Genomic DNA, 12754 nt, shown 5'->3' with positions numbered 1-12754 from the left:
CGCCATTCCCGGATGGCTCGCGTTAAAGGATTGGTCCAGACAACTGTTACCAAGGCGTGACGCGCGGGTCGCCGACCGGCGGCTACTTTGTTGTGACTTACAACAAATCTGTGTCTGTGAATCACCGACGGAGGTGTCACGGCGTGAACCGGACCTCGGACCGCAGCCTTCGATCCCCCAGCCTTCGGTCCCGCAGTCCCCGATCCCACGGCGCGCGATGGCGCAGGGCGCTCGCCACCGCCGCGCTGCTGGCGGGAGCCGGGCTGGTCGCCGCTCCCCCGGCCTCGGCCGCCGGCGACTACACGCAGGCCGTGGCGGCGGCCGGTGCACAGCAGGTGCAGCTCACCTTCACCCCGGTAAGCCCGGCGCGCTACGTCGACGTGCACTACACCGGCGGGCCCGGCGCCGGGCAGCAGAACGTGCGCATGAGCGAGGGCGGCGGCACCTGGCGCACCACCGTCGGCGGGCTCGGCAGCGGCAGCGTGCTCGACTACTGGTTCACCTACGAGAAGAACGGGCCTCAGTTCGACACCCCGCACTTCACGTTCACCCAGGGTGGCGGCACGCAGGCCGGCTGCCCGGCGCAGCCCGACGTGCCCGACTTCGGCCCCAACGTGCGGATCTTCGACCCGAGCATGTCCGCCGTGTCGATCCAGGCGCAGCTCGACGCCGACTTCAACGCCCAGAAGGACACGCAGACCGCCCAGTTCGCCGACCGCCGCGTGGCGCACCTGTTCAAGCCCGGCACCTATGCGGTGCACGACGACGTCGGCTTCTACACCTCCGTCGCCGGCCTCGGGCGCGACCCCGACGACGTGACGATCAACGGCGACGTCACCGTCGACGCGTTCAACGCCTCCGACCAGGGGGTGGCGCTGCAGAACTTCTGGCGCTCGGCCGAGAACATGGCCGTGAACCCGTCGGGTGGCAACGACCGGTGGGCCGTGGCGCAGGCCGCGCCGTTCCGCCGGATGGACATCCACGGTGGGCTGCAGCTCTACCCGGCCAGCTTTGGCTTCGCCAGCGGCGGCTACATGGCCGACACCCGCGTGTCCGGGCAGACCGCGTCGATCTCGCAGCAGCAGTGGTACACGCGCGATTCGGCGTTCGGCAGCTGGGACGGCGGTGTGTGGAACATGGTCTTCTCGGGCACCACCGGTGCACCGGCGAACACGTTCCCGAACCCGCCCGAGACGACGCTGGCCACCACGCCCGTCTCGCGCGATGTGCCCTACCTCTACCTCGACGGCGCGAACTACCGCGTGTTCCTGCCCGCCCTGCGCACCAACGCGTCGGGCCCGAGCTGGGCCGGCGGCTCCACGCCGGGGACGTCGCTGCCGATGAGCCAGTTCCGCGTGGTCAAGCCTGGTGACACCGCGGCGTCGGTCAACAGCTCGCTGGCCGCCGGCTGCAACCTGTTCTTCACCCCCGGCGTGTACCACCTCGACCAGACGCTGAACGTCACGCGCGCGGACACCGTCGTGCTCGGCATCGGCTACCCGACGCTGGTCCCCGACAACGGGGTCGACGCCATGCACGTCGCGGACGTCAACGGTGTGCGGGTGAAGGGCCTGCTGTTCGACGCCGGCACCACGAACTCACAGTCGTTGCTGACCGTCGGCACGGCCGGGTCGCACGTCGACCACGCGGCGGACCCGACGACGCTGCAGGACGTGTTCTTCCGCGTCGGCGGTGAGGTCGCGGGCAAGGCCACCACGAGCCTGGTCGTGAACAGCGACGACACGATCATCGACCACACGTGGGCCTGGCGCGCCGACCACGGCAACCCCGGCACGGTCGGCTGGACCACCAACACCGCCGACACCGGCCTGCTGGTCAACGGTGACGACGTGCTCGCGACCGGCCTGTTCGTGGAGCACTACCAGAAGTACCAGGTGATCTGGAACGGCCAGCGCGGACGGACGATCTTCTTCCAGAACGAGATGCCCTACGACGTGCCGGACCAGGCGTCGTGGAACGCGCCCTCGGGCGTTGCCGGGTACGCGGCCTACAAGGTCGCGGCGAATGTGACCTCGCACGAGGCGTGGGGACTGGGCAGCTACTGCTTCTTCGACCCCAACCCCGCCGTGTCGAGCTACCACGCGTTCGAGGTGCCGAACACGCCCGGCGTGCGGTTGCACAGCCTGCTCACGGTGTCGCTGAACACCCGGGGCAGCATCACGCACGTCGTCAACGAGACCGGCGCGGCGACTCCGTCCGGCACGGTGCCGGTGAACGTGGTCAGCTACCCGTAGCGGCGCGCGACGGGAACGAGGGCTCTTCGCCGGCGTCGCTCCGGCGAAGAGCCCTCTTCGTGTGCGAGTGTCGAAGTGCCCTTCGGCCGTTCGTGTAACGGGTGACGAGAGGGAAGGATCGAGCCATGAAGCAGTACCTGCTCAGCGTCTACCAGCCCGACGGACCCACGCCGCCGGCCGAACAGCTCGACACGATCGTGGATCGGCTGGACGCGCTCAACGCCGAGTTGAAGGCCGCCGGCGCGTGGGTGTTCTCCGGCGGCCTGCACGCCCCCGGCTCGGCGACGGTCGTGCGGGCCGAGGACGGTGACGTGCTCATGACCGACGGCCCGTTCACCGAGGGCAAGGAGCACCTGGGCGGGTTCACGATCGTGCGCGCGCCGGACCTCGACGCCGCGCTCGGCTGGGCCGGGCGGATCGCCGAGATCACCACGCTGCCGGTGGAGGTCCGGCCGTTCCAGGGCGAGGCCTGAGCGTGTCCACTGTGGACGCTCTGGACCGGGTGTTCCGCGCGGAGTACGGGCGGACCGTGGCGGTGCTGGTGAAGGTGTTCGGGGACGTCGACGTCGCCGAGGAAGCGGTGCAGGAGGCCTTCGCGGTGGCCGCGAGCCGCTGGCCGGCCGACGGACTGCCGCCGAGCCCCGCGGGCTGGCTCGTGACCACGGCTCGTCGCCGGGCACTGGATCGCCTGCGCCGCGAGGCCTCGCGCGCCGACCGGCACGCGCAAGCCGCCCTTCTGCACGCCGGCCCGGAACCGCTCGAGGAGGGCCCCGTGCGTGACGAACGGCTCCGCCTCATCTTCACCTGCTGCCACCCGGCCCTCGCCCCGCACGCCCGGGTCGCGCTCACCCTGCGGTTGCTCGGCGGTCTGACGACGGGCGAGATCGCACACGCGTTCCTCGTGCCGGAACCCACGATGGCGCAGCGCATCTCCCGCGCGAAAGCCAAGATCCGCGACGCCGGCATCCCGTACCGCGTCCCCGCCGACGCCGACCTGCCCGGCCGCCTCGGTGCCGTGCTGGCCGTGGTGTACCTGATCTTCACCGAGGGCCACACGGCGACGTCCGGTCCCTCGCTGGGCCGCCCCGACCTCGCGGCCGAGGCGATCCGGCTGGGCCGGGTACTGGCTTCGCTGATGCCCGACGAGCCTGAGGTGCTGGGGTTGCTGGCGCTGATGCTGCTGGTCGAATCGCGCCGTCCGGCTCGCACGGGTCCCGGCGGCGCGGTCGTGCTGCTGCCCGACCAGGACCGGGGCCGGTGGGATCGGGCCCTGGTTTCCGAGGGGCAGGACCTCGTGCGCCGCTGCCTGCGCCGTGACCGGCCCGGGCCCTACCAGCTGCAGGCCGCGATCAACGCCGTCCACAGCGACGCGGCCACCGCCGGGGAGACTGACTGGCGCCAGATCGTGCGACTCTATGACCACTTGCTGCTTTTGACGCCGACCCCGGTGGTGGCGCTGCACCGCGCGGTCGCCGTCGCGGAGGTCGACGGGCCGGAGGCGGCGCTGGCGCTGGTGGACTCCGTGGATCTGGACGGCTACCACCTGCTGCACGCTGTGCGGGCCGACCTGCTGGCGCGCGCGGGCCGGCGCGGCGAGGCGGTGGCCGCCTACGACCGGGCGGTGGAGCTCGCGGAGAACGCCGCCGAACGAGCCCTGCTGGCAGGCAAGCGAGCCACCCTCGTCGAGGAATAGCCCGCCGCGGACTGCCCCGCCAACGCTGACTGTGGTCGGCGCAGGTACAAGGGAGGCCGGAGCGCCGAGCGCCGAGCTCCGGCAGCGCGAGCCGGAATGACCACTTCGTCCGGCGGGAGCACGCCTGCGGACCGCTACGCGTGGCGGACCGCGTGCAGGGCGGCTCGGCGCCAGGCCGCCGCCGTCATCGGGGCCACGAGCGGGCGGGCGCCCGGCACCGTCATCGGGTACAGGTCGGCCGCCGCGACCGTGATGTCCCACGTCGGCAGCGCCAGTTGGTGGGCCCAGGTGGCCTCGACGATGGTGCGGATGGCCTCGTCGCCGCCGGTCGTCAACGCCGGGGCCAGGGCCGCGTCGGCGGCGGGTGTGAGGGTGCGGCCGGCGAGGAGGCGTTCGGCTTCGCGGCGCAGGCGGGTTTTCGCGGCGGGGACGGAGAGGTCGTGGGCGGGGCTGTCGGCGTAGACGTCGCGGGCGAGGTCGCGCACGAGGGCCTGGCGGTCGGCGCCGGCGAGGACCTGTTCGACGAGCTCGGCGCGGGCGTCGGGGGTGCAGTCGATGCCGAGGTCGCGCACCACGTCGGCGGGGTCGCCGGCGGGGTGGAGGACGTTGAGCAGCGCGTAGCGGCCGAGTTCGGTGCGCAGGCGGCCCGGTTCGCGGACGGCGGGGTCGCCGGGGCCGACGAGCTCGGTCAACCGGACCGGCACGGGCAGGTCCGCGAGCGGGCCCTGGTCCCCGGCGGGGGCGGCGACCAGCAGCAGCGAGTCGGTGCAGCCGGCGCAGTGGTCGGCGATGCGGCGCAGCTGCGGGGTGGCCGTGTTCCACTGGAAGTACCACAGCGCCCGCAGGGTCACCGGGGTGAGCCGCGCGCGGCGGGCGCCGACGACGCGGAAGCCGTTCTCCGCCAGCCAGTCCATTGTGGACATGATGCGGCGGGCGGCGATCGCGTCGGGTTTGAGCAGCAGGCCGTGGCCGCTCGCGAAGCGTCCGACGTCGCCGGTGAGGGCGCGCAGGTGCTCGAGCGACTCCTGGAAGTAGTGTCGGCCGCGTAGCGGGCGCGCTTGTCCGCGTCGCGGGTCAAGGCCTCGTGCGGCCGCTGTCCGTCCTTCTCGTGCCCGTTCATGGCATCCGCTCCCTTCCGGGTGGTGACCAATGTCCCAGTGCGCGACCGGGGAAAACCCCAAAGCCGGGCTCGCTCGCTAGACTCGGGCGGCGATGCGACGATTCCGGTGGTGGTGGGGAGCCCTGGTCCTCGCCTGCGTGGCTGTGCTCGCGGGCTTCTTCGCGTTCTCCGGCCCCGGGCTCAAACCCGGCCAGCCGCTGCCGCGCAAGGGGCCGCCCGGCACGGGCCCGCTGACGGTGGTGGCGATCGGCGACAGCACGGTGTCCGGTGAGGGCGCCGGCGACTACACCCCCGACACCGACGGCCGCAACGGCGACTGGTGCCACCGGTCGGTCAACGCGTTCGTGCAGAAGGTACGCATTCCGGACGTCACGGCGCGGGTGAACCTGGCGTGTTCGGGTGCGCCGGCGGAGCAGGTGTCGCTGGGTGGCGTGAAGCAGTGGGGTGAGCAGTCGCAGGCGCAGCAGCTGGCCGCGGTCGTGAAGAACCACCGGGTGGCCGCCGTGGTGATCGCGATCGGCGCCAACGACGACCCGAAGTTCTCCGCACAGGTGTCCGAGTGCTTCAAGGCGTGGTTCTCCGCGGGTGGGCCGTCGTGCAACGTGGCGCTGCAGAAGACGTGGCAGTCCAAAGTGGACGCGATGGTGCCGAAGGTGGTCAACGCCGTCGGCGATGTGAAGAAGGTGCTGGCGCAGGCGGGTTACGTGCCGGCCGACTACCAGCTCGTGCTGCAGTCCTATGCCACGCCCGTCGCCACGGACGTCCCGCCGGGATTGCAGAACCTCAACGGCTGCCCGTTCCGCACCGACGACCTGCTGTGGATCTCGACCACGGGCATCACCACGCTCTCGGCGGGCCTCAAGCAGGCCGCCGTGCAGTCCGGCGCGCGGTTCCTCGACCTGGCGCGCGCGGGTGAGCACCACGAGGCCTGCAGCGGCGGGGCGAACCCGGCTTCGGAGTGGTTCACGCGTCTGACGCTGCACCTGAACGATCTGGGCCAGACGGACCGGGCGCAGCACGCGCTGCAGGAGTCGTTCCACCCCAACGCCGCGGGGCACGCAGCGATCGCCGACTGCCTGTCGGAGTTCCTCGCCGGGCGCGACGGGAACGCCGCGTGCCTGTCCGGGCCCGACGGCAAGCTCCACGCCGTGCCCGAGGTCGCCGACCGCTGACCCGGCAGCGCTAGAGGTCGAGCGCGGCCCGCAGCGCGACGTCGATCTGTTCCTGTACTTCCTGGTCTATCTCGGCGATGCGCTCGTCGAACCACGGCCGGTACAGCCGCGTCAGGTTGAGCGTGGACACCCAGTACCGCGCGTCGACCGCGACGCCCAGGATGTCCTGCGGGTCGCGGTCGAGCAGTTCCGTGCCGAGCAGCCAGGGCCGCTCGGACTCGTTCACCCCGTCCGACGACAGGAGCACCACGGTGCGTTCCCGGGCCGGCTCGGTCGGGGGGTGGTACGTCCAGACCTCACCCCTGCGCACGCATGTCCTTTTCCGCCGCCGTCCGTTCCGCCTCGTCCGCCTCGGCCGCCGGCGCGGCCGGCACCTGCTGCGGCGTGTAGCCCGTGCGTACCGCCTCCCGCCGGGCCGCCTTGGACAACCAGGACGAGACCGAGATCCCGTGCGCTTTCGCAGCTCGTTCGGCGAACTCGAGCGCACCACTGTCGAGAGAGAGGGTGACCTTACGTGTTGCCATACCTTTTATCGTACCAGCGCTCGGGCTTGCAGGCGCCACAGCGAAATCACCTCCGCGGCCAGCCTTCCCCGCCGGGTTCGAGGTGACCGGCGAGGCCGTGCGGAAGTCACGCAGCATACGGGCTGCCGGGATCGTAGACGCCTTTCTCCAGGTCGGACACCGGCCGGCCGGGCAGCCACGGCGGGTTGCAGACGACGAGGTCCGCTCGCCCTCCGGGGTAGAGGCCGGGGCCGGGCACGTCGATCCGGCCGGCGAGGCCCAGCCGCGCGGCGTTGCTGCGGGCGCAGATCAGGGCACGGGGGTTGCTGTCGGTGGCCGTGACACGGGCGACGCCGCGGCGGGCGAGCACGGAGGCGAGAACGCCGGTGCCGGCGCCCAGGTCGAACGCGGTGCGTGTCCGCGCGGGCAGGGGCGCCTGGGCCACGAGGTCGACGTACTCGCTTCGAGGCGGGGAGAACACGCCGTAGTGGGGGTGGATGCGCGCGCCGAGCGCCGGGATGAGAACGCCGCGGCCGCGCCGCTGGTGTGCGCCGAGGACGCCGAGCAGCTCTCGCCCAGCGCGCACGCCCGGGCCGTTTGCGGCCCCGTACGCCTGGCGGCGAGCCTCCCGGATGTCCGGAGCGCGCGCAAGTCGAGGTGGTAGTCCGCGTCCACAGCGACGAGCACCTGGCTCAGCACGCGGGCGCGGTGCCGGCGCGCCTGGCGGTGGCGGTGGAAGGTCTCGGCTGGGTCGTTGAGGGAGGGCGGTGGTCGCCGGTCGAGGCGACGGCCCATGGCCGTGAGCAGGCGCCGGGCGTGAGGGAAGTCGCCGCGTCAGAGCAGGGCCGTGCCCTCGCCGGCGTGGCGGCAGGCGAGGGCGGCGGTGCAGCGGTTGTCGGCGGATACGAGCCGCGACGGCGGCTGGGTCGGGGGCATCTCGGGCTCCTCGTGATCGGACGTGCGGGTACACGACGAGCACTTCGGTGCACGAGCGAGAGAACCCCTGACCGGGCCGAGGGTTGAGAAAGCGGGGTGGATCCGGCTATCGCCTCGGCGCCGAAGTGCGCGAGGAGCGGTCGCCGAGCACCATGCCGAGTGTCACGAGGAGCCTTTCGCGAGAAGAGGGGCCAGCGTAGCGATCACGTGCCGCGGTGGGTGATCAGGCGGTCGCGACCGCCTGGATGGCCCGCAGGCGCCCATCGGCGAGGGCGCGGGCGAGGTTGGCCGCCTTCGTCAGTGAAGGCGGGGACGAAGGTGTGCAGGCCGAGCGGGTTCGGCGGTTGGGCGAGGAAGGCCTGCATGACGGTGGCTGCGGTGTCGGTGTGGTCGGTCCAGCGGCGGACGGTGAAGCCGGCCGACTCCACGGTGGCGCGCAGGTCGTCGGCGCTGATCAGGTGGCTGTGGGCGGGCCGGTCGGCCCACGGCAGGGGGTGGTCGAGCGGCCCGGGCGTGCCCGCGGTGATGTCCCAGATCGCCAGGCGCCCGCCCGGCGCGAGTACCCGGTGGGCTTCGTGGTAGAGCGCGGGCTTGTCGGCGACGTTCATCTGGACGTGCTGGCTGAACACCGCGGTGAACGCGGCGTCGGGGAAGGGCAGGCGGGTGACGTCACCGTGGTGCACGTCGATCCCGGTCAGGCCGACGAGCCCGTTGAGCCACTGGGCGGTCCGGCAGTACTCCTCGGTCAGGTCGACGGCGGTGACCCGGCAGCCTTAGCGGTCGGCGAGGAAGCGGGCCGTGCCGCCGATGCCGCTGCCCGCGTCGAGCACCGTGTCGGTCGCGGTCACTGCCGCCAGGTCGGCGAGGGCGCCCGTGGCGAGTCGGCCCATGGTGTGGAAGTCCTCGAGCCCGGCGAGGTCCGCGGGGGCCAGGTGGTCGAGGTCCTGGCCGGCGGCCACGAGTGCCTGCTCGATATTGGGCCGGGACAGGCCGGTGGAGTACTGGGTGTCGATTTCGGTCATGAGCACGCCTTTCACCCGGGACGCATTGGTATCTCCTAGATAGTATCTATAAGATAGCTTTTGTGGATGTCGAAAGCCGAACCCAGACCTACGGGCACTACTGCCTCATGGCGCAGACCCTCGACCAGCTCGGTGATCGGTGGACCCTGCTCGTCGTACGCGACCTGGTCCACGGGCCTCGCCGGTTCACCGACCTCGTGGACGTGCTCGCCGGCATCACGCCCACCACGCTCACCCGGCGGCTGCGCGAGCTGGAGCAGCGCGGAATCCTCGTCGCCGACCGTGAGCCGGGCCGGCGTGAGGTCTGGTACCGCCTGACGCCCGCCGGGCGAGACCTCGTCCCGACACTGGAGCAGCTCGCGCTCTGGGGCCTGCGCAACGCGGTGCGGCCACCCGGCCCCGCCGAGCCCACCCACCCGGAACACCTGCTGTGGGCGCTGCGAATCATGCTCGACGACGTCGGCGCCGTCATCGAACCCGCGCGCTGGCAGGTTCGCGTCGCCGGCGGGGAGAGCTTCGTGCTCGGGTTCGACGGTGAGCGCTGGACGCTGAGCCGCGGCGAGACCGAAGACCCGGCCGTGACCGTCACGACCACGCGGCCGGCGCTGGCGAAGTTCCTCACCGGCCCGCCCGCGGCCCGCGAGACCGAGTTCACCGACCTGTCGGTGGCCGGCGAGGACCGGGCCGTCCGCACGATGCTCGACTCGATCGCGGTGTTCCCGCTCGGCCCCGGCCGGCAGTGGCCGTGACTCCCCGGCCAGGCCACCGACGGGAGGTGGTGGTGCCCTCGCCGGGAAACGAAGGCACCACCACGATCCCTACAACGTCGGCGAACGCCCCTCGAACGGCGTCGACAGCACCACCGTCGTCCGGGTCGACACCTTCGCCGCTTCCCGGATCCGGCGCAGCAGGTCTTCCAGCCCGAGCGGCGAAGCGACCCGCACCAGCAGGATGTACGACTCGTCCCCCGCGACCGAGTAGCAGGACTCGATCTCCGTGATGTGCTGGATGCGCTGCGGGTAGTCGTCGGGAGCGGCCGGGTCGTTGGGGGTCAGCGAGATCAGCGCGGTGAGCGGGAGGCCGATCTGCTCGCCGTCGAGGCGGGCGGTGTAGCCGAGGATCACACCGCGCTGTTCCAGCCGTCGCACACGCTGGTGCACGGCCGACACGGACAGCCCGACGCGTTCGGCGAGGTCGGTGAAGCTGCGCCGGCCGTCGGCGGCGAGCTCCTGCACGATGGCCTGGTCGAGTGGCTCGAGGGGGCCGCTCATGCGTCGAGCACAACAAGATCGTGCGGCCGCGTGTTCACGGCCTCGACGCCGGTCTCGGTGACCACGACGATGTCTTCGATGCGGGCGCCCCAGCGGCCCGGCTGGTAGATGCCCGGCTCGACGCTGAACGCCATGCCCGGCTCCAGCGGCAGCGTGTTGCCGCCGATGATGTAGGGCTCCTCGTGCACGTCGAGGCCGATGCCGTGGCCGGTGCGGTGGATGAAGAACTCGCCGAAGCCGGCGGCGTCGATCACCTCGCGCGCGGCGGCGTCGATGGACTCGGCGGTGGCGCCGGGGCGCACGGCGTCGACCGCGGACTGCTGGGCCTGCTGCAGCACGGCGTAGGTCGAGGCCACGTCCGCGTCGCGCGGTTCGCCGACGGCATAGGTGCGGGTGGAGTCGGAGTTGTAGCCCTCGGGCAGCGGGCCGCCGATGTCGACCACGACCACGTCGCCGCGTGCGATCACGCGGTCGGAGACGTCGTGGTGGGGGCTGGCACCGTTGGGGCCGGAGCCGACGATCACGAAGTCGGCCACCGTGTGGCCCTCCTCGACGATCGCGGCGGCGATGTCGGCGCCCACCTCGGCCTCGGTGCGGCCGGCGCGCAGCCATTCGCCCACGCGGGCGTGCACGCGGTCGATCGCGGCACCCGCGGCGCGCAGCGCGGCGATCTCGGCGGCGTCCTTGCGCATCCGCAGCTCGCGCACGACCGGCCCGGCCAGCGTCTGCTCGGCGTCGCCGAGCGCGGCGCGCAGGGCGAGCACGTGCAGCGCCGGGGTGAAGTCGCTGACGGCGACGCGGCGGGCCTTGCCGAGCCGGTCGGCCACGAGCCGGTAGGCGTCGTCGCCGTCGACCCAGGTGAGGACCTCGACGCCGAGCTCGGCGGTGGGCACGTCGGCGTAGCCGGGGGCCTCCAGCTTGGGCACGACGAGCGCGGGCACGCCGTCGGCGGGCACCACGAGGGTAGTGAGGCGCTCGAACGAGCCACCCGCCTGGCCGAGCAGGTAGCGCAGGTCGGAGCCGGGGGCGATGAGCAGGGCGTCGGTGTCCGCGGCGGCGGCCGCTTTCGCTGCGCGGTCGAGGCGGGCGCGAAGCGCGGCGGCGTCCGGGGCGGGCGTGTGGAGGGATCGGCGCGACATGCGGCTGAGCCTAGTACCGGCGCGCGCGGGCGCCCGTCACCCGGGCGGGGCCGGAGTTTCGAACAGCGGCGGCAACCCCGTGAGCATCAACGCGGACCAGACCACATGGGTCAGCAGCGGCGCCTGAATGCCGCCGGTGGCGCGCCGTTGCAGCCCGAACAGCGTCCCCATCACGATCGACGCCAGCACCAGCGCCGGGTTGCGAGTGGCCACGGTGGACAGTGCGTAGACCGCCGTCGAGGTCGCCACCGGCGCGCGCGTCACGGAGCCTTGCAGGGCGCCGCGGAAGAAGACCTCCTCGGCGGCGCCGGTGATCAGCGTCGTCGCGTAGACGGCGGGCCCGGAACCGCGGTCGGCGTAGGCGAGCACCCCGGCGATCGCCCGCGACAACGGCGGGATGCGCCGGGCGACGAGCGCGGCGCCGTAGAACGCGCCGAACGCGCCGGCGGCGACCGCCACCGGCCCCGCGACCGGATGGCGCGAGGTGCCCCGCGGCGGTGGTCCCGCCGCCAGGCCGCCCGCTACCCAGGCGGCGGCGACGGCGCCCGTGCGCCCGTGGAAGCGGGCCGAACCCGGTGGCGTCGAGAGCGACCAGCCCAGCAGGCCGGTGCCGGCCGCGGTGACCAGCCCGAGCAGCGCGCGCCGCATCACGCCGCCCGCGCGCGTTCGGCCAGTGCCGCCAGAGCCGCGGAGTCGTAGTCCATGGGTTCGAACGGTACGACGGCGCGGATCGCGGGGTCGCGCACGACCACCTCGTTGGCCATGGAGTCGATGAGCGTGCGGCCGGTGGCCACGTCGACGTCGGTCACCAGCGCGAGCCAGTAGGACGACAGCCGCGGCGAGAGCAGCGGCACGGGCACGATCAGCGGGTTGCGGCCCTCGATACGGGCCAGCCGGCGGAGCATGTCCAGGTAGGCCAGCTGTTCGCTGCCGCCGATCTCGAAGGTGCGGCCTTCCGCGGCCGGCGAGTCGAGCACGCCGACGAGGTAGCGCACGACGTCGGTGATCGCGATCGGCTGGGCGCGGGTGGCGGCCCAGCGCGGAGTGATCATCGCGGGCAGGTGCTCCACGAGCTGGCGGGTGATCTCCCACGAGACGCCGCCGTGGCCGATCACGATGCCGGCGCGCAGCACGGTCACGGGCACGCCGGTGCCGGCGAGCAGGTACTCGACCTGGCGGCGGCTGCGCAGGTGGGCGGACAGGTCGTCGGAGTCGTCCCCGAGGCCGCCGAGGTAGACGATGCGGCCGGTGCCGGCGGTGCGCGCGGCGAGGGCGAACGCGCGGGCCGCGGCGGCGTCGCGGCGTTCGAAGTCGCGGGCGTCGAGGGCGTGCACCAGGTAGTAGGCCACGTCGACACCCGCGAGGGCCTTTTCCAGGGATCGGGTGTCCTCGACGTCGCCGTGCACGGCGCTCCCCGCGCCGCGGTAGGCGGCCGGCTCGCGGGTCATCGCCCGCACGTCATGGCCCCCTTCGGCCAGTGCTTCGGCGAGCCGGCTCCCGACGAACCCCGACGCCCCGGTGACGAGTACGCGCACGCCCCACTCCCCTTCTCCCCGTTTCCGGCAGGGGTACCCGGGACGCGGCGGTGGAAACCGGGCGGCGCGTCAGGCGGGGTACTGCGCGGGTGGACGTGGCAGGCTGGG

At 72.7% G+C, this 12754-nt stretch carries 15 protein-coding genes; 5 read left to right on the top strand and 10 right to left on the bottom strand.

What is annotated here, in order from left to right; genetic code table 11:
- Positions 1-143: 143 nt before the first annotated feature.
- The 3 genes from QRX50_RS32600 (at position 144) to QRX50_RS32590 (ending at position 3948) form a co-directional block, all read left to right on the top strand.
- Positions 144-2255, top strand: a complete 2112-nt coding sequence (locus QRX50_RS32600; protein WP_434533165.1) for a pectate lyase-like domain-containing protein — start codon at positions 144-146, stop codon at positions 2253-2255.
- Positions 2256-2380: 125 nt separating this feature from the next.
- The gene (locus tag QRX50_RS32595) at positions 2381-2728 is read left to right on the top strand and encodes a YciI family protein (RefSeq protein ID WP_285966942.1); all 348 of its coding nucleotides are present in this window, start codon (positions 2381-2383) and stop codon (positions 2726-2728) included.
- A gap of 11 nt (positions 2729-2739) precedes the next feature.
- On the top strand, positions 2740-3948 hold the full coding sequence (locus QRX50_RS32590; protein ID WP_434533164.1) for an RNA polymerase sigma factor: 1209 nt from the start codon (positions 2740-2742) through the stop codon (positions 3946-3948).
- A 134-nt stretch (positions 3949-4082) separates the two neighbouring features.
- Here the strand turns inward: QRX50_RS32590 and QRX50_RS32585 are convergent, their stop codons facing one another.
- A complete protein-coding gene (locus QRX50_RS32585) occupies positions 4083-4862 on the bottom strand; it encodes a hypothetical protein (RefSeq protein WP_285966941.1) in 780 nt (259 codons plus the stop codon).
- A 298-nt stretch (positions 4863-5160) separates the two neighbouring features.
- Here QRX50_RS32585 and QRX50_RS32580 point away from each other — a divergent pair, with 298 nt between their 5' ends.
- Entirely contained in the window at positions 5161-6240 is a 1080-nt protein-coding gene (locus QRX50_RS32580; protein ID WP_285966940.1) for a GDSL-type esterase/lipase family protein, read from the top strand.
- 10 nt (positions 6241-6250) lie between these two features.
- Here the strand turns inward: QRX50_RS32580 and QRX50_RS32575 are convergent, their stop codons facing one another.
- The 5 genes from QRX50_RS32575 to QRX50_RS32555 form a co-directional block, all read right to left on the bottom strand.
- On the bottom strand, positions 6251-6550 hold the full coding sequence (locus QRX50_RS32575) for a hypothetical protein (RefSeq protein ID WP_220240755.1): 300 nt from the start codon (positions 6548-6550) through the stop codon (positions 6251-6253).
- Positions 6537-6764, bottom strand: a complete 228-nt coding sequence (locus tag QRX50_RS32570) for a hypothetical protein (protein ID WP_285966939.1) — start codon at positions 6762-6764, stop codon at positions 6537-6539. The genes QRX50_RS32575 and QRX50_RS32570 overlap by 14 nt, the downstream gene beginning before the upstream one ends.
- A gap of 106 nt (positions 6765-6870) precedes the next feature.
- On the bottom strand, positions 6871-7329 hold the full coding sequence (locus QRX50_RS32565) for a class I SAM-dependent methyltransferase (RefSeq protein WP_285966938.1): 459 nt from the start codon (positions 7327-7329) through the stop codon (positions 6871-6873).
- Positions 7330-7882: 553 nt separating this feature from the next.
- Complete coding sequence (locus tag QRX50_RS32560; RefSeq protein ID WP_285974626.1) at positions 7883-8428, bottom strand: class I SAM-dependent methyltransferase; 546 nt, start codon at positions 8426-8428, stop codon at positions 7883-7885.
- Positions 8429-8452: 24 nt separating this feature from the next.
- Positions 8453-8701 carry a hypothetical protein gene (locus tag QRX50_RS32555; protein WP_285966937.1) on the bottom strand — a complete coding sequence of 83 codons (249 nt, stop codon included), beginning with the start codon at positions 8699-8701 and terminating at the stop codon, positions 8453-8455.
- Between the two features lie 62 nt (positions 8702-8763).
- On the opposite strand from QRX50_RS32555, the gene QRX50_RS32550 reads away from it, so the two are divergent.
- Entirely contained in the window at positions 8764-9450 is a 687-nt protein-coding gene (locus QRX50_RS32550; RefSeq protein WP_285966936.1) for a winged helix-turn-helix transcriptional regulator, read from the top strand.
- Between the two features lie 69 nt (positions 9451-9519).
- Here QRX50_RS32550 and QRX50_RS32545 read toward each other — a convergent pair whose 3' ends face one another.
- The 4 genes from QRX50_RS32545 to QRX50_RS32530 are packed head-to-tail and all read right to left on the bottom strand — an operon-like array spanning position 9520 to position 12646.
- Positions 9520-9972: an Lrp/AsnC family transcriptional regulator gene (locus tag QRX50_RS32545; protein ID WP_009078207.1), complete on the bottom strand. Its 453-nt coding sequence runs from the start codon at positions 9970-9972 to the stop codon at positions 9520-9522.
- Positions 9969-11111 carry a M24 family metallopeptidase gene (locus QRX50_RS32540; protein ID WP_285966935.1) on the bottom strand — a complete coding sequence of 381 codons (1143 nt, stop codon included), beginning with the start codon at positions 11109-11111 and terminating at the stop codon, positions 9969-9971. The genes QRX50_RS32545 and QRX50_RS32540 overlap by 4 nt, the downstream gene beginning before the upstream one ends.
- Positions 11112-11147: 36 nt before the next feature.
- On the bottom strand, positions 11148-11759 hold the full coding sequence (locus QRX50_RS32535) for a CPBP family intramembrane glutamic endopeptidase (protein WP_285966934.1): 612 nt from the start codon (positions 11757-11759) through the stop codon (positions 11148-11150).
- Positions 11759-12646 carry an NAD(P)H-binding protein gene (locus QRX50_RS32530; RefSeq protein ID WP_285966933.1) on the bottom strand — a complete coding sequence of 296 codons (888 nt, stop codon included), beginning with the start codon at positions 12644-12646 and terminating at the stop codon, positions 11759-11761. Before QRX50_RS32530 ends, QRX50_RS32535 begins: the two co-directional genes overlap by 1 nt.
- Positions 12647-12754: the final 108 nt, after the last annotated feature.

Source organism: Amycolatopsis sp. 2-15 (assembly GCF_030285625.1).
In the GTDB taxonomy this organism is placed as follows: Bacteria; Actinomycetota; Actinomycetes; order Mycobacteriales; family Pseudonocardiaceae; genus Amycolatopsis; species Amycolatopsis carbonis.
Note: the sequence above shows the minus strand (reverse complement) of the source record. Positions and strands in the feature narration are given on the sequence as shown.